This window comes from Pseudoalteromonas sp. K222D, assembly GCF_017653575.1.
Lineage (GTDB): Bacteria > Pseudomonadota > Gammaproteobacteria > Enterobacterales > Alteromonadaceae > Pseudoalteromonas > Pseudoalteromonas nigrifaciens.
On the sequence record NZ_JAGGDL010000040.1, the window covers coordinates 14178 to 30758 of the forward strand.

The following is a 16581-nucleotide window of genomic DNA, read 5'->3' on the forward strand; positions in this document are numbered from 1 at the left end:
AATGACTATTTTAATTTTAGGTGCAGGGCAATTAGCACGCATGATGAGCCTTGCTGGCGCGCCACTTAATTTAAACGTGGTTGCGTACGATGTAGGCAGCCAAAAAATTGTGCACCCACTCACAGGCGAAGTTTACTCAACCACATTAGAGCAAGCCATAGCAAACGCAGATGCAATTACTGCTGAGTTTGAGCATATACCTGACGATGTATTAACACTTTGTTGTAATAGCAATAAGTTTTATCCGGGTAAAGCGGCCATTAAAACCGGTGGCGATCGCCAAATCGAAAAAGCACTACTAGATAAAACAGCTGTAGCGTGCGCACCGTATCAACTTATTACTGAAAAAGCGCATCTTGAGCTTGCGGTTAAAAACCTAGGTAAACCTTTAGTTATTAAAACCTGTCAAGCAGGCTACGATGGTAAAGGCCAATGGCGATTAAAGTCTGACGATCAAATTGATGAAATTTGGGCTCAAATGTCTGATTTTATTGCCTCAGGCACAGCACATGCACCTCATACTATTATTGCTGAAAAAATGATTCCGTTCGATCGTGAAGTATCTATTATTGGTGCACGCGATAAACACGGTAATGTTGCAATTTATCCGTTAACCGAAAACCAGCACACCAATGGTGTATTAACCTTATCGGTAGCAGGTTTAAATAATAGCCATGTAGAGCAGCAAGCTATTGATGCCTTTACTAAATTAGCGAATGAGCTTAATTATGTGGGTGTATTGGCAATTGAGTTTTTTGACGTTAAAGGCACTTTACTGGTAAACGAAATTGCCCCGCGTGTACACAACTCAGGCCACTGGACACAGCAAGGTTGCCATTGCTCGCAGTTTGAAAACCATATGCGTGCGGTTGCAGGGCTGCCTCTGGGTAATACTGAGCTTAAACACGCCACTGCGATGATAAATGTGCTTGGCCAAGCCAGTATTCCTACTGCAGTTTTAGAAGTGACTGATGTAACTAGTCATTGGTACGGTAAAACAGTAAAACCAGGGCGTAAAATGGGTCATATTAATGTCTCAGCTCAAAGTCTACATCAACTAGGTGAACGCTTAGCTGAACTTAGCGAGTGTTTACCAGAACAAGCCTACCCAGGTATTTTAGCCACGAGTACATCTTTGATACTCAACTAAAAATAAGCAATAAATTGGGACATCTCAATTTATTGCTTAACGCCAAAGGCTACACCTATGTTTAACCCTAAATACCGCAATGTTGTGTTTGCATTTTTAATGGCACTATTAATGTCGGGCTTTATGTCTTTTGTGATCTCATTATTTAACGTGGGAATGGTCGATAATATTATAACTATATGGCTCAAAGCATGGGTATTTGCATTTTCTATCGCATTTCCTACAGTTATTCTAGTTGCACCTTTAGTACACAAGTTAACTGATAAAATAATTCGAGCGTAATACAGCATGCCATTAACACTCAAAAAGCCATTGTTTTTAATTCTTTTAGCATTATGTATCACTCCTTTTATTGGCGCTGGTAGTGCACTGGTAATAGGCGCTGCTTTTGCTATGACATTAGGTAATCCGTTTGCCGAGCTTTCGCAAAAAGCCAGTAAGTGGATGTTAAAAGCAGCGGTGGTCGGGCTTGGTTTTGCCGTTGACTTTAATCAGGTAATTGAAGTGGGTAGCAGCTCTTTAGTGCTCACTATTGTGAGTATTACCGCAATAATTGGCTTAGGTGAAATACTTACCCAAGTATTTAAACTTAACCGCAATACCGGCGTATTAATTTCATTTGGCACTGCTATTTGTGGTGGCAGTGCTATTGCAGCTATGGCACCGGTAATTAAAGCAAAAGATCATGAAGTGGCTGTGGCACTTGGCGTAGTATTTATGCTCAATGGCGTGGGCTTACTGTTGTTTCCGGCCATTGGCCATTATTTTAATTTAACCGAGCAGCAATTTGGCATGTGGGCTGCTTTAGCTATTCACGATACCAGCAGTGTTGTAGGTGCATCCGCTACTTATGGCGCTGTGGCACTAAGCATTGCCACCACAGTAAAATTAACCCGCGCTATGTGGATCATTCCTTATACTGCGCTTGCTGGGGTGTTTTTACGCTCAGATGAAAAAGCCAGTATTCCACTATTTATTGTTGGCTTTGTACTCGCCGCACTTATTAATACTTATTTGCCACAGTTTTCACCTGTATGGAGCGTTATTAATATAGTTGCTAAACAATTGCTTATAGTTACATTATTTTTAATTGGTAGTGGCCTATCATTAGCAGTACTAAAACAAGCCGGACTTAAGCCCTTTATAATGGCAATTTTATTATGGATAGTGGTAAGTAGTGTTATTTTATTATTAATTTTAGATGGGTTGATATAATGAAAGGTAATTTAAGTAGTATTACTTTGGGTAGTACGTTGTTTTGTTTACTGCTAAGCAACTACGTTGCAGCGGCGCAACTGCGTGTTGCCACCTTTAATGTAAGTATGGATGCAACTAACTATACACCAAGAAAAACCCCTGTAAAAAGCGATTCTTTGGTTAGCGCGCTTAAAGCAGAGCATTCACAAATTAAAAATATTGCCGAAATAATTCAACGTGTTCGCCCCGATATAATACTATTAAACGAGTTTGACTATGTGCCAAAAGAGCAGGGTATAGCGTACTTTAAAAGCCATTATTTAAACGTGAGTCAAAATAATCAAGCGGCAATAGACTATCCTTATTTTTATATTGCGCCAGTTAATACCGGTTTAGCCACTGAGTTTGATTTAGATAACGATGGTAAAAAAACAGGAATAATGGGTGACGCTCACGGTTTTGGTTTTTTTGAAGGCCATTACGGTATGGCTGTTTTATCTCGTTATCCAATCGATTTAGATAAAGTACGAACGCTGCAAACTTTTAAATATAAAGATATGCCTAATGCGCAAATGCCTATCGATCCAACCACAGGCAAAAACTGGTATAACGAGCAAGAATGGCAAAACATTCGTTTGAGCTCAAAATCTTTTTGGGATTTACCCATATCAGTTAATAATAAAACGGTACATATACTTGCATCGCACCCAACCCCGCCGGTTTTTGATGGCTTAGAGGACAGAAACGGCAAGCGTAACCATGATGAAGTAAGGTTAGTTGCAGACTACATTAATAATGCCGATTATATTTATGACGATAAAGGTAAAAAAGGCGGTTTAAATGCTCAGTCTCGGTTTGTTATTTTAGGTGACTTAAATGCCGCCCCTGAGGGTGATAAACAGCGAACTATAACTACAGATCAGCTACTTAAGCATCCGCTTGTAAACGCCAGTTTTATACCGAAAAGTGCTGGCGCAAAAGAGCAATATCCACAGCACAGCCATGCTAAAAATTACAGTGCAAGTTGGCAAGCACGGGTTGACTATGTTTTGCCATCGCATTATGGGTTAAAAATTATTGATGGTGGGGTATTTTGGCCAACTAAAAATAGCCAGCTATACCGCTTAATTAAAGACAGAAATGCGTCGAGTGATCATCGACTAGTTTGGCTAGATTTACGCTTAGAATAAGCAACCTAACTCAGTTACACCGGCGTTTGTCTTAAAAAATTGCAATCACCAAAGTGCTTCTGCTTAAATACGGCTTAATTATAATTACCGTTAAGAAGCACTATGATTTTTAATATCTCATCGTCCAAAACATTAATAGCACTGGCTGTTGCCTCAAGTGTTTTTTTAGCAGGGTGTCAAGCAACTGCATCATCTTCAACAGCTACGCAAAATAATGTAACAACGTCTCCTGTTGCTGCCGTTGTTAATACCCCCGCCGATATGGGCTCTACTAAAATAACGTTAGAGCAAGCTATGGCCCATCCCGATTGGCTTGGACGTCAACCAGAGCGCGCATTTTGGGGCAGTGATTCTGCTACCATTATTTATGCACGTAAAGAGCAAGGTAATGAGTTACGTAACTTATTTAGCCAATCAATTACAAGCCAAAGCGCAGAGCAAATAGCACTTAATAAACTGCACACTGTAGGTGCAAATAAAGCTGTTTATTCAAAAAATAAAGCCCTGCAAGCCTATGTATTTGAGGGTAATATATTTGTAAAAAGCGTTACAACAGGTGCAATTCAACAAGTAACGCATACCTCTAGCACTGAATCTAAACCACAATTTTTAAATGATGGCAGCTTAGCTTATCGTCAAGGTAATACATTTTTTAAAGTTGACTTAAGCTCAGGCTTAACCACTGAAATTGCTAATTTAAAACTGGCAGATAAGCCCCAGGGCATTACAGAGCCAAGCAGTTATATTGCTAAAGAGCAGCACAAACTTATTGAGTACATAGCGCTAACGCATAAAAACAATAAAGATAAACAAGCACGCAAAGCACAGCTTAAGCAGCAAAATAGCTCAATTGCTAATACTGAGTTTTATTTAGGCAAAGGTAATAGTGTAAAAGACGTGCAGTTATCGCCAAATGGTGATGCTTTATTAGTGGTAGTGCAAGAGCAAAGAGATTGGCGCGATGATAGCGATATAATGCCAAATTATATTACCGATGATGCCCGCATTGAACCTAAAAAAGCGCGCCGCCGAGTAGCTGACGAAAAGTCGCAAACCTCAGAGCTGGTATACATTAATTTAAACGATAAAAGTCAAAATACCTTAAGCTTTGATACCCTACCGGGCTTTGATGAAGACGTATTAGCAGCGGTTAAAAAAGAAAACTATGCCCGTGATGGTAAAACGTATAAGTCGAAAAAAGCGCCGCGTGGTATAAATTTAATTAGCGATTGGGGCTGGGATCAAAGCCCTATAATTTGGAACGACGACGGCTCAAACGTAGCAGTAATGCTAGAAGCGTGGGATAACAAAGATCGCTGGTTAGCAACCGTCGATTTTAAAAATAATAAGTTAGTGTCGCAACATCGTTTACATGACGACGCTTGGATAGCCTATGCTTTTAACGATTTTGGCTGGCTACACAACTCTAACACCTTATATTATTTATCAGAGCAGTCGGGTTACAGTCAGCTTTATAAAAAGCCGTTAAATGGTAAAGCAACAACGCTAACAACAGGTAAGTTTGAAGTATCTAACCTTACGCTTACCGACGATAACAGTGCTATTTATTATAAGGCTAACGTTGAACATCCAGGCCTATACGAAATTTACCGTGTAAATCCACTAACCGGTAAAAACGAACAAGTAACCGACCTTAATGGCATGACCGACTATACACTTAGCCCTGATCAAACCAAGCTGTTGTTAAAGCACTCAACAATTATGTTACCAACTGAGTTGTATGTGGCTGATGCAAAAGCAAACACACAGGTTACCCGGTTAACACATACGGTTTCGGATGAGTTTTTAGCTAAAAAGCTAACAGCCCCTAAAATAATTGCAGTGCCATCTAGCCATACTGATCAACCTATTTACGCAAAAGTGTACTATCCGGCTGATTATGTAGAGGGCGAAGTGGGTAAAAAGCGTAAAGCGGTTATTTTTAACCACGGTGCAGGTTACTTACAAAACTCGCACTTGGGCTGGTCTGGGTATTTTCGTGAGTTTATGTTTCATTCGTTATTAGCTGACGAAGGTTATGTAGTAATGGATATGGATTACCGCGCATCTAAAGGTTATGGACGTGATTGGCGTACGGCAATTTATCGTCAAATGGGTACACCCGAAACCCAAGATTTAGCTGATGGGGTTAAATGGATGGCAGAAAATGCCAACGTAAATACGCAAGCTGTAGGTACGTATGGCGGCTCTTATGGCGGCTTTATGACCTTTATGGCGTTATTTACCGCGCCAGAATTGTTTCAAGCGGGCGCTGCACTTCGCCCCGTTACCGATTGGGCTCATTATAATGCGCCGTACACGGCAAATATATTAAACCATCCGGATGTTGATCCAATTGCATATGAGCGCAGTTCGCCTATTTACTATGCTGAGGGTTTAAACAAACGCTTATTAATTAATGCGCCTATGGTTGACGACAACGTGTTTTTTCAAGATACGGTTAGATTAGTACAGCGTTTAATTGAGCTTGAAAAAGAAAACTTTGAAACGGCTATTTTTCCGGTAGAGCCGCACGGTTTTGTGCAGCCATCGAGCTGGTTAGATGAATATCGCCGTATTTATAAACTGTTTAAAGAAACCCTGTAACGATTAATAACAAGTTACACCTAAAACGCCACTTTTAAGTGGCGTTTTTTATATTTAGTTTTTGTTTTTAATGTAGTTAACTAATAAAGGTGCAGCTAACAAAGTACCACCAATAGCACCAATTAAGTGCGCGTCAATTGCAACGGTTGAGTTTATAAGCTTACCAATATCGGCATTAGGACCATTTAGCTGCTCAAATATTATTTTAAGCCACACCCCAATAAACAATAAATAGCCCGACTTAAGCTCAAGCGTTGTATCTTTAACTGCGCCCCAAATAATAACGCCATGTAACAGTGCGCTTAGCCCAGTGTAAATATAAATACTGGGGCAAAACCAGTAAACACCTAAGCCGCACCACAGAGCCAATAAGCTAATATTAATAGCGTAGAGTTTAGGCGACGTATATTCGCCATGTAGTAACCAAATTAAAATAATACCGCCGCAGTTTAGCGCCAAATGTGCCCAGTTAGCATGAACAAATTGGCTGCTAAAAACTCGCCACAATTCGCCCTGACTAACTAAATCGCGATTAAATTCGAGTAAGTCATTTAAATCAAAAGTAGCAAAAGTAACGCTTAGCAGCATTAAAAATAAAGGAGGGAGTAAATAACGAGGTTGCACTGGTAAATTAAGCATTTAATTGTAATTTTTAGTATTAATTTTTGCATATTGTGCCTGTTTAACTTTAAGATGCCAATTAACTCCTGATAATTTAGGTTATTTACTCTTTATGAACTTTAAACATCACGCATTACTTGCTATTACATTATGTGCAACGTCTTTTCCTTTATTTGCACAACCCCTTACTCAAATTGAAACGCGCGAGCCAGAAGCCGCAACCGGCCTAGTACATAAACAAGCCGTGAGCGGCAATAAATATATGGTGGTTGCAGCTAACCCGTATGCATCTCGTGCTGGGCAGCAAATATTAGCGCAAGGCGGCAGCGCTGTTGATGCTGCAATAGCAACGCAACTGGTACTGACTTTAGTAGAACCACAATCGTCAGGTATTGGTGGCGGCACCTTTATGCTGTACTACAACAAAGTAAACAACAAATTAACCAGTTTTGATGGCCGTGAAACTGCACCAGAAAACGCCGACGAAACATTGTTTTTAGATAAGCATGGCAAAGCCGTGAAGTGGATTGAAGCCATAGTAGGTGGACGCTCAGTAGGTGTGCCAGGGGTTTTACATGCCTTTGCTAACGCACATAAACAATACGGTAAACTACCTTGGGCTGATTTATTTAAACCAGCCATTGAGCTTGCAGAGCAAGGCTTTGAGGTTTCGCCGCGATTACACGGTTTACTGCAGCGCCAATTAAACCCTGGCGTAATGAGCATGCCAGTAATTAACGACTACTTTTTCCCAAACGGTAAATTAATTGCGATAGGTAGCATCAAAAAAAACCAGCCATTAGCTAATTTATACAAAGAGATTGCTAGTAATGGTATTGATGCATTTTATAAGGGCGCTAATGCCAAACAAATGGTTAATGCGGTACAGCACTCTAAAATAGCGCCTGGCAAATTAAATGAGCAAGATCTGGCTAATTACACTAGCAAAGAGCGCGAGGCGGTATGTATTGAGTACCGTGTTTATAATGTATGTTCTATGGCACCACCCAGTAGCGGCGGGGTAGCTGTGCTGCAAATGCTTGGCTTATTAGAGCATAAAAACATGGGCGCACTGCCAGCCAATGGTGAGCAAGCACTGCATTACTTTAGCCAAGCATCAAGAATTGCGTTTGCCGATAGGGATGTTTACATGGGCGATCCCGATTTTACCCAAGTACCTACCAAGGAATTATTAAATAAAGACTATATAGCCACACGTGCAAAACTAATTACCGAGCAAGATATAACAGCCGTTGCTGGTAACCCAGTTGATTACTTAAGTTATGCCAAAGATGACTCGTTCGAATTGCCATCAACCAGCCATGTGTCGATTGTAGATAGCCAAGGTAATGCAGTGTCTATGACCAGTTCAATAGAAATGGCTTTTGGCTCAACGGTAATGGTAAATGGTTTTATTTTAAATAATCAGCTGACTGACTTTTCATTATCGCCGCGTAAAAACGGCCAGCTTGTAGCAAACCGAGTTGAAGCTGGCAAGCGCCCGCGCAGCTCTATGTCGCCAGTAATGGTATTTAATAAAGATGGACGTTTACGTTTGGTTGTCGGATCTCCTGGCGGAAGCCGTATTATTAGTTACGTTGCGCAAGTGGTAATTGGCGTGCTTGATTGGGATTTATCTGTTCAAGAAGCAATAAATCTACCACGTACTACTAATCGTAACGACTACACTAGCCTTGAAAAAGGCACTGCGCTTGAAGCATTAGCGCCAGCACTTAGCAAGCGTGGTCATAATGTTAGAATTTTAGATTTAAATTCTGGTTTACATGCAGTTGAAGTAAAAAACAACACATTAATAGGCGGCGCCGATCCTCGCCGTGAAGGGGTGGCTTTGTCTGATTTAACTGATAAAAGCGCCACTTTAAAATTCTAAATTATGTATAATACAAATGCGCTAAGCTAGTGTTTAAAATTAGCGCATTTATATATTCTCAATGGTCTGACAAGGTTAAATAGCATTGCAATTTAGCCTTTAACACCGATAATGGCAGATCATAACTTAAGACTAAGTAAAGCTTGGAAATATGACTACAAATACCGATCCAAATTATCTTTATATTCATCATTCTGGCCCCGGCCTTCTTGAAACGCCATTACTCAATAAAGGCAGTGCATTTAGCCAAAAAGAACGCGAAAACTTTAATATTGCGGGTTTACTGCCTCCTCGTTATGAAACAATCGAAGAGCAGGTAGAGCGTTGTTACCAGCAGTATTCTAGTTTTACCGACAATCTTAATAAGCATATTTATTTACGTGCAATTCAAGATAATAACGAAACACTTTATTATCGTTTAGTGCGTGATCATATTGAAGAAATGATGCCAATAATTTACACCCCAACAGTGGGTGATGCCTGTGAAAAATTCTCAGATATATATCGCAGCGCACGTGGATTATTTATTTCATATGAAAATCGTTTTCAAATAGACGACATTTTACGCAATGCCACCAAAGGTAAAGTAAAAGTAATTGTGGTAACCGATGGTGAACGCATTTTAGGCTTAGGTGACCAAGGTATTGGTGGCATGGGTATTCCTATTGGTAAGCTATCTTTGTATACCGCATGTGGTGGCATTAGCCCTGCGTATACATTACCGGTAATGCTAGATGTGGGTACAAATAACGAGAAGCTATTAAACGATCCTATGTATATGGGTGCGCGTCATAAGCGTATTACTCAAGATGAGTACGATGAGTTTTTAGACTTATTTATTAAAGCAATCAAGCGTCGCTGGCCAAATGTATTACTACAGTTTGAAGACTTTGCTCAGCCAAATGCGATGCCACTGCTGAAACGTTACCGCAATGAAATTTGTAGTTTTAATGACGACATTCAAGGCACAGCTGCAGTAACTGTTGGCTCATTGCTTGCTGCGTGTAGAGTTAAAAACGAACGCCTAGCAGATCAAAAAGTAGTATTTGTTGGTGCTGGCTCTGCGGGTTGTGGTATTGCTGAGCAAATTGTAAGCCAAATGGTTTTTGAAGGTATTAGCGAAGCGCAAGCACGCAGCCAGGTATTTATGGTTGACCGCTTTGGTTTGTTATCGGAAGGTATGGAAGGTCTACGCGACTTTCAGCAAGTTTTAGCGCAACCACAAGCTCGTTTGAGTGAATGGACGTACAGCGGCGAATTTGCGTCATTACTTGATGTAATGCATTGCTCTAAACCCGATATTTTAATTGGTGTTTCGGGCCAACCTGGTTTATTTACCGAACAAGTAATACGCGCTATGTATTCAGGTTGTGCACAACCTATTATTTTCCCATTAAGTAACCCGTCAAAACAGGTAGAAGCACACCCAATAGATATTATTAACTGGACCGAAGGTAAAGCACTTGTTGCTACAGGTAGCCCATTTGCCCCAGTTGAATATAATGGTGAGCTTTTCCCAATTCCGCAGTGTAACAACAGTTATATTTTCCCGGGAATTGGTTTAGGGGTTATAGCTGCAAAAGCAACGCGTATTACAGATGCTATGTTAAGTGTTTCTAGCGAAATGCTGGCTGAATCATCGCCGCGTGCAAACACAGGTAAAGGAAGTTTATTGCCGGCACTTACAGAAATTGAAACCCTAAGTAAACGTATTGCATTTGCTGTAGGCAAAAAAGCGATTGAAGAGGGCGTTGCTCTTGATATTTCTGACGACGCACTATGGGCTGCTATCGATAAAAACTACTGGTTACCTAAGTACCGTAACTATAAGCGCAGTAGCATTTAAAGCTGCAACTTAGTATTTAGTAATAATTAAAAAACAGGCTACGGCCTGTTTTTTGTACTTGTTCATCTGTAATTAACCACTTAAAGTGTTTAATAAGCTTAATATATAGCAAGCTGTAAATACTTTTTGTATTAAATTAGTGACCAATAAAGGATTGCGAATTTAATAAAGTTAGTAATATAACCAGTTGTTACGGTTAATATAAAAGGATTCACTTATGAAAACGTTTACTTTATTTTTAGGTGCAGCACTGAGCTTTAATGCATTTGCTGCGGCCACACCCGATACACCGCATATTTATGTTAAAGGTGAGGCAACAATTACCACCATGCCAGACCATGTATTATTAAATGTTGGCATTACCGAAATAGATAAAGATTTAATTGCAGTAAAAAATAAAACCGATATAACCATGGCTAAGGCAATAAAATTAGTAACAGCATTAGGTGTAAGTGATGCAGATATTAATGCCGGGCAAATATCAATAAACCGAGAAAGCCAATATAATCGTGAAAGCGGTGAGCAACAATTTAAAGGTTTTAGGGTTAGCAGATCTTTAACGGTTAAGCTTAATGCCATTAATAAATATCCCGAGTTACTACAAAACTTAGTAAACAATGGTATTAACGAAATTAACCATACGCGTTTTTTAGCAAGCAATTACGATGAACTCTACAAAAAAGCGCAAAAACTGGCTATAAAAGATACTCGCGATGCAGCTAAAGAATTTAGCAGTGAGTTTGGCGTAGAGTTAAAAGGCTTATATAGCGCATCTATGCAGCCATTAAATGTGCAATCAGCCCCTTATATGCGCGCCGAAAAAGTGATGCTCTCAGATAGTACACCGAGTAATTATGTTCCCGATGCCTATCATGCAGGTGAAATCATTATAACTGCATCTAGTTATGCAGTTTATTATATAGATTAAGTTTATACATTACTGGCGCTTAAAACGTGCCAGTAATGTATCACCTTGTTGCTTACTAATACGGGCAATTGATTTAAGCATATTATTAATTTCCTGCCTGTCGTACTCATTCGTTACGTGCTCGTTAATGTCATCAACAATAGCATTTAAATAATTAAATAAACTTTCCCTCGCCGCTGAATTTTCGTGAGCAACAAATAAAATATTTTTAAATGCTTCTAACACATTGGTCATTACGTACGCATCGCCTTTAGCGTAATTACGTAGCGGTGTAAAATTATCATGCAGTAATTCATCAAAGCGGGTTTCGTGTATATATAATAATGGCGTATCTTTGCTGTGTTTAAAGCTGTAATTAATATCACTTATTGAAAGTCGTTTAATTAATAAAATACTCAACATATCAATGGCTTTAACTGCTGTACCCGGATCGTTTATGCCTGGGCTCATCGCTTTAACGGCTATTTCTGATATTTGCGTTAAACCATAACGATAATGGTCGCTAATATACTCTTCTATATAAAAAATAAAACAGCTTAAAATTTTAGTAATTAACTCATCATTACTTGAAATATCTTTATTACACTTTAAAAATGGATAACCTTTAACTGTAAAATAACCTTGTTTAACAGTGATATAAAGCTCAATTTCTTCTGCAGATAATAAGGCGCAAAGCTTATCGGTGTGCACTCCTTTGTAGTAGCCTTCAGTTTGACTATTTATAGAATGCCAATCAGTAAAGTCGGGAAGATTTTTAAGCGGCGCTTCTTGCTGACTTTTAATAATGGTTTTAATTTCACTTTTTGTTTTGCTAAATAAACCATTTAAAACATTATCTACTTGAATAGCCCGAGATATAGAGTGAATAAAAAATACGAATAGCCCTAACGAAATCAAACCAAAAATAAGCGCAAATAATACCCCAAGTGCCGGTATAGCCATGGCGCCATTCTCGAGTTTATTAATATTTATGAGCATAATTACTGAGTAAATAATACTGCCTAAATAAAAACCTAATACCAGTTGGTGAGATTTCCGGGTTATTAATCCAGGTACTACACGCGGCGATAAACTGGCACTGGCTGAGTTTAATACCACCATTACCATTGAAAAACTAAACACAGTTAACGAAATAATACTGCCGGCTAAGGTACTTAAAACAGTTCGCGCATTTTCGGCGCTATCTACTAATACTACAGATATAAACGACTTTAGCTTTTCAATAATGGGCATATATTCAACCGACATCGTAATAACCGCAAAGGTTAAAAATGCAATTGAAAGTAAAGAAGGGTAAAAGCCAATACTATTTATCATTTCTCGATAACTGTCGGCTACTTTGCGAGGTACAAACATAAAATCCTTATGCTTTATTGTATAAGAGTATTATTAATACTTTAGCATAGTTGTAAACTAAACTTCTGATAATGAAGGTTAACTTGTGTGTTATTATTGCCAAAAATATTAGGATAATACTGTGATCATTTCAACATACGCTGCATTACTTGCATTTTACTATATTTACTTAAGCTTTAACGTAATAAACGTGCGCAGGGCAGCGCAAATATCACTTGGTGAAGGCGAAAATCCACAGTTGCAACGGGCAATTCGTGCCCATGGTAATTTTATGGAATATGTACCGTTTGCTATTATTTTGCTTTTTTTAGCAGAATATCAGGGGTTAGCGAGTCATTATTGCCATGCACTTGGTGCAATGTTGCTTATAGGCCGCGTTTTTCATAATTTTGGCATAGTAGAAAAAAACCTAAAGTACCGCCAAATTGGTGTTATAGCTACATTTTTAACTATGCTTATAAGTGCTTTAGTTATTTTATTAACCCGCTTTAGTTAAATTTAATAGTATGAATAACAAAATATTTATTATTGGTTTACCGCGTACAGGCACTACAAGTGTTTGCCATGCTTTTTTAGAGTTTGGTATACCAACAGCGCATACTGCTTACACAAACAATTGTTTTGATAACGCCCATGCAATTGCCGATACGCCAATTTTTAATGATTATAAAGCCCTCGATAAGTATTATCCGGATGCAAAATTTATTTATTTAGAGCGTGAGCTTAACGTATGGCTACCATCAATAAAGCAATTATTATTACGTATGCATACTAATTTAACACGCACTGATGGTGGCTTTAATATTCATATAAAGCATTGTTATTTAAATACATTTAGTAATTTAACAATTGATAATATAAACGATGATAGTTACTTAACGCATTGTTATAACACGCATATCAATGACGCTAAAAATTATTTTAAACACCAAGAGCAACGCTTTTTATCAATAAATATAGCAAAACCGCAAAGCTACAAAATGCTCTGCGATTTTTTAGCGATTAAAAGTAATAAAACAGATTTTGAAAAAATGAATATGGGCGGCAAAGTTACTGCCTGGAACGATATAAAACATCCGCTAAAAGTTGAATCAACAGCAAAAGGGCGCATAGATAAACTGTTACGCTACAAGGTTTAACTTTACAGGCTTAGGAGCATGATTTTTTACCTAATATACGCTAAAATCTGCGCATTATTTTACACCTTGTTATAAGTAGTACAGAGCATGTTTGAATTAAAATACCACACTCCATTTGAATGGACCGAAGTTGTACTTGATGACTTCGATACTTTTTTACAAGACCACGCCGCAGCCGAAAAAAAAGCATCGGGTATGGCCATGTCTATGCTGTCGCATTACCCCGATAAACGTAAACTGGTTACAGCTATGGCAGACTTAGCACTTGAAGAAATGATTCATTTTAAAGAAGTGCTGAAAATTTTAATTTCACGTGATGTAAATTTAGGTGACGACAAAAAAGACCCTTATATAAAACAAATACGTGCTTTATTTAGACACGGCCGCGACGGTTTTTTAATGGATCGATTATTAGTCGGTGGGGTTATTGAGGCAAGAGGGCACGAACGTTTTTCACTAGTGGCGCAAGCGTTACCAGAGGGCAAAGAAAAAGAGTTTTACATTGCGATTGCCGAATCAGAAGAAAAACATAAAAACTTATTTGTAGAATTAGCGTATGAGTATTTTGATAAAGAAGAAGTAGACATACGCCTAGAAGAGCTACTAATAGCGGAAGCTAAAATTTGTGAAAGCATTCCGTTTACTGCGGCACTGCATTAATTTAAGCTGTTAATGCCATACTCTAAAAGCGCTAAATTTATATTTGGCGCTTTTTTGTTTGTAACAATTACGCATAATTTAATAATTATTATGTTTGGACAAAGCTGATGATTAATATATTTTCAAAATATAAAGTAATACCAACAACAGCAGGTATTCTATTTATGCTGTCATCCACACCGGTTGCATCATCATTAGCGTGTAGTGATTTGACTGGCTGTGAAAAAAAGTTTTGCGAGATAGAAAGCCAGCTTACCATAGCTAAGGAACATGGTAATAAGTACAAGATTGAAGGGTTGAAAAAAGCATTACATGCAGCAAAAGCTAATTGCAGCGAAAAAATATTGAAAGAAGATTTAATAGAAAAAATAAACGATGCTAACAATGATATTGCTGAATATGAAGAAGATCTGCTAGATGCTAAACAAGCAGGTAAAAGTGATAAAGTTAGTAAGTATCAAAAAAAGATTACAGCAGAAAAGCTTAAATTAAAACATCTGAAAGATGAGCTTGGCAAAATTAATTAAATCACCAGTGGCTACTTGTTGTTAACGCTTTAGGTTATCGTTAACAGCAAGTGTACTGCGAATATTATCGGATTAACCATCATATTTAATTACATTATTACGCAACAATAACTATATACAGTGCAGGGCACTTCAATCTTTAAAACTAGCCTAATTAAAATACACTTAAAAATTATACTTAAAAAGTCATACTACAAATAGCAATCAAACATTATGGGGAAGCGCGTTTCCATTACTCTGTTTTATACCAGCTGTCTTTCAACAACTTAGAAGTTCATAGTTAAAACCACTATCAGCAGGGAGTTTTAGTTAAATAACCAAGCGCATTACTGTGATAAACATAATCACACCACAATTTAACATAATTTAAATGACTAATAATTAAACCAAATATAACTAAAACTGAAAATTAAAACCCTACATAATAGGCTATTTAAAGCACCTGCTTATAAAACGAACTAAACCAGCTGATTTATTACTGTTAATAGCGTTATTTTGTAAAACTAGCTATGTAAATACAGGTAAAACCCATGTGTGTAACAGTGATAAACCAGATCTTTTTGAGGTTTATTTATAAAAAACTATTACAACTGATAGCCAAAGTATAAGCATATGGTATATCAATTCAAATATTATGGCCGGATTGTTACTCATAAAGAGTAATAAAACAGCATGGGATTGAAATAGAAATGTTAGTTAGCTATTGGAATAGAAGATAAAATAAAGCGATTAACTAGGTTAAAGACTTAAGCTTATTTATAGGCGTTAATTATGTAGTAAGTTATGCGCAAATTTAATTGAATTATCACTTAGTTAAAATCACAGTAAGGCTGCTAGTAAATTTATAGAATAAGTTAAGCAAGGATATGCATATAGAGATTTATAAGTAACGTGTAGGTATGAAATAGTAGCTGAATATTACCTAAGTTAAATTGGTAATTTATGTAGCTAAAAGAAAGAAATGCTTTAAGGGGCCTGATTCATTAAGCTAGATAAGATAATAATTGCAACATAAGTGTTTATATACAAAGAGTATAAGAAGCCACATAAGTAGTAAGCAGCAAAATTCCGTTATTTGAATTGAAAATATAGCAAAGGCATAACAATATACTTGCAGACTGGTTAGTTATAGATAGGTGCGCTTTATAAACAAGGAGAACTTTAACCGCTAAATTATCAGCGGGCTTGTTTTATACAAATACATGTTTAAATAACAAACTTGCTTTATAGGGCTCATGTAAGTAAAGCATCCATATTTAAAGTTATGTATTCGTAGTAGTAGGAAAGCAGCTGTATTGAATTTACTTAAAAACGTAAAATACACTTAATAATCTCGTAACGAGAAGGCTTACAACACACATAGTTATACTGAATAGCTTATTTTAAACCCTATTTAACATAATATAAATCGTAAGCCTAACGCTCGCTTGTAGCCCTTTGTGGGGCTGCATTTACCCATATTAGTAACG

Annotated in this window: 14 protein-coding genes; 12 read left to right on the top strand and 2 right to left on the bottom strand. The window is 37.7% G+C overall.

Annotated features, from left to right (window positions below; genetic code table 11):
- Window position 1 precedes the first annotated feature (1 nt).
- From J5X91_RS15245 to J5X91_RS15265, 5 genes are all read left to right on the top strand, one after another.
- Entirely contained in the window at window positions 2–1150 is a 1149-nt protein-coding gene (locus J5X91_RS15245) for a 5-(carboxyamino)imidazole ribonucleotide synthase (RefSeq protein WP_197182058.1), read from the top strand.
- Between the two features lie 57 nt (window positions 1151–1207).
- Window positions 1208–1432: a DUF2798 domain-containing protein gene (locus J5X91_RS15250; RefSeq protein ID WP_011328249.1), complete on the top strand. Its 225-nt coding sequence runs from the start codon at window positions 1208–1210 to the stop codon at window positions 1430–1432.
- A 6-nt stretch (window positions 1433–1438) separates the two neighbouring features.
- Window positions 1439–2365, top strand: a complete 927-nt coding sequence (locus J5X91_RS15255) for a putative sulfate exporter family transporter (protein ID WP_011328248.1) — start codon at window positions 1439–1441, stop codon at window positions 2363–2365.
- Complete coding sequence (locus J5X91_RS15260; RefSeq protein WP_197107949.1) at window positions 2365–3537, top strand: endonuclease/exonuclease/phosphatase family protein; 1173 nt, start codon at window positions 2365–2367, stop codon at window positions 3535–3537. Before J5X91_RS15255 ends, J5X91_RS15260 begins: the two co-directional genes overlap by 1 nt.
- Before the next feature lie 102 nt (window positions 3538–3639).
- The gene (locus J5X91_RS15265; RefSeq protein WP_208835169.1) at window positions 3640–6144 is read left to right on the top strand and encodes a prolyl oligopeptidase family serine peptidase; all 2505 of its coding nucleotides are present in this window, start codon (window positions 3640–3642) and stop codon (window positions 6142–6144) included.
- Window positions 6145–6198: 54 nt separating this feature from the next.
- Here the strand turns inward: J5X91_RS15265 and rrtA are convergent, their stop codons facing one another.
- On the bottom strand, window positions 6199–6783 hold the full coding sequence (rrtA, locus tag J5X91_RS15270; protein ID WP_208835170.1) for a rhombosortase: 585 nt from the start codon (window positions 6781–6783) through the stop codon (window positions 6199–6201).
- A 94-nt stretch (window positions 6784–6877) separates the two neighbouring features.
- Here rrtA and ggt point away from each other — a divergent pair, with 94 nt between their 5' ends.
- The 3 genes from ggt to J5X91_RS15285 all read left to right on the top strand — a co-directional run bounded on the left by ggt (window position 6878) and on the right by J5X91_RS15285 (window position 11430).
- On the top strand, window positions 6878–8656 hold the full coding sequence (gene ggt / locus J5X91_RS15275) for a gamma-glutamyltransferase (protein ID WP_208835171.1): 1779 nt from the start codon (window positions 6878–6880) through the stop codon (window positions 8654–8656).
- A gap of 151 nt (window positions 8657–8807) precedes the next feature.
- A complete protein-coding gene (locus J5X91_RS15280) occupies window positions 8808–10502 on the top strand; it encodes an NAD-dependent malic enzyme (protein ID WP_011328243.1) in 1695 nt (564 codons plus the stop codon).
- 217 nt (window positions 10503–10719) lie between these two features.
- Window positions 10720–11430 carry an SIMPL domain-containing protein gene (locus J5X91_RS15285; RefSeq protein WP_208835172.1) on the top strand — a complete coding sequence of 237 codons (711 nt, stop codon included), beginning with the start codon at window positions 10720–10722 and terminating at the stop codon, window positions 11428–11430.
- A 9-nt stretch (window positions 11431–11439) separates the two neighbouring features.
- Here J5X91_RS15285 and J5X91_RS15290 read toward each other — a convergent pair whose 3' ends face one another.
- A complete protein-coding gene (locus tag J5X91_RS15290) occupies window positions 11440–12786 on the bottom strand; it encodes a DUF2254 domain-containing protein (protein ID WP_208835173.1) in 1347 nt (448 codons plus the stop codon).
- 121 nt (window positions 12787–12907) lie between these two features.
- Between J5X91_RS15290 and J5X91_RS15295 the strand changes: the two genes are divergently transcribed.
- From J5X91_RS15295 to J5X91_RS15310, 4 genes are all read left to right on the top strand, one after another.
- The gene (locus J5X91_RS15295; protein WP_011328240.1) at window positions 12908–13282 is read left to right on the top strand and encodes an MAPEG family protein; all 375 of its coding nucleotides are present in this window, start codon (window positions 12908–12910) and stop codon (window positions 13280–13282) included.
- 10 nt (window positions 13283–13292) lie between these two features.
- Window positions 13293–13925: a sulfotransferase gene (locus J5X91_RS15300; RefSeq protein WP_086996941.1), complete on the top strand. Its 633-nt coding sequence runs from the start codon at window positions 13293–13295 to the stop codon at window positions 13923–13925.
- Between the two features lie 87 nt (window positions 13926–14012).
- Window positions 14013–14585, top strand: a complete 573-nt coding sequence (locus J5X91_RS15305) for a tRNA-(ms[2]io[6]A)-hydroxylase (RefSeq protein ID WP_011328238.1) — start codon at window positions 14013–14015, stop codon at window positions 14583–14585.
- A gap of 107 nt (window positions 14586–14692) precedes the next feature.
- Window positions 14693–15112 (top strand): DUF1090 domain-containing protein, encoded by a 420-nt coding sequence (locus J5X91_RS15310; RefSeq protein WP_244363897.1) that lies wholly within the window; start codon window positions 14693–14695, stop codon window positions 15110–15112.
- Window positions 15113–16581 lie beyond the last annotated feature (1469 nt).

Coding starts and splice junctions, on each gene's coding strand:
- J5X91_RS15250 (WP_011328249.1), top strand. CDS start 1,208: ATGTTTAACCCTAAATACCGCAATGTTGTGTTTGCATTTTTAATGGCA.
- J5X91_RS15260 (WP_197107949.1), top strand. CDS start 2,365: ATGAAAGGTAATTTAAGTAGTATTACTTTGGGTAGTACGTTGTTTTGT.
- J5X91_RS15265 (WP_208835169.1), top strand. CDS start 3,640: ATGATTTTTAATATCTCATCGTCCAAAACATTAATAGCACTGGCTGTT.
- rrtA (WP_208835170.1), bottom strand. CDS start 6,783: ATGCTTAATTTACCAGTGCAACCTCGTTATTTACTCCCTCCTTTATTT.
- J5X91_RS15290 (WP_208835173.1), bottom strand. CDS start 12,786: ATGTTTGTACCTCGCAAAGTAGCCGACAGTTATCGAGAAATGATAAAT.
- ggt (WP_208835171.1), top strand. CDS start 6,878: ATGAACTTTAAACATCACGCATTACTTGCTATTACATTATGTGCAACG.
- J5X91_RS15280 (WP_011328243.1), top strand. CDS start 8,808: ATGACTACAAATACCGATCCAAATTATCTTTATATTCATCATTCTGGC.
- J5X91_RS15310 (WP_244363897.1), top strand. CDS start 14,693: ATGATTAATATATTTTCAAAATATAAAGTAATACCAACAACAGCAGGT.
- J5X91_RS15245 (WP_197182058.1), top strand. CDS start 2: ATGACTATTTTAATTTTAGGTGCAGGGCAATTAGCACGCATGATGAGC.
- J5X91_RS15305 (WP_011328238.1), top strand. CDS start 14,013: ATGTTTGAATTAAAATACCACACTCCATTTGAATGGACCGAAGTTGTA.
- J5X91_RS15300 (WP_086996941.1), top strand. CDS start 13,293: ATGAATAACAAAATATTTATTATTGGTTTACCGCGTACAGGCACTACA.
- J5X91_RS15285 (WP_208835172.1), top strand. CDS start 10,720: ATGAAAACGTTTACTTTATTTTTAGGTGCAGCACTGAGCTTTAATGCA.
- J5X91_RS15255 (WP_011328248.1), top strand. CDS start 1,439: ATGCCATTAACACTCAAAAAGCCATTGTTTTTAATTCTTTTAGCATTA.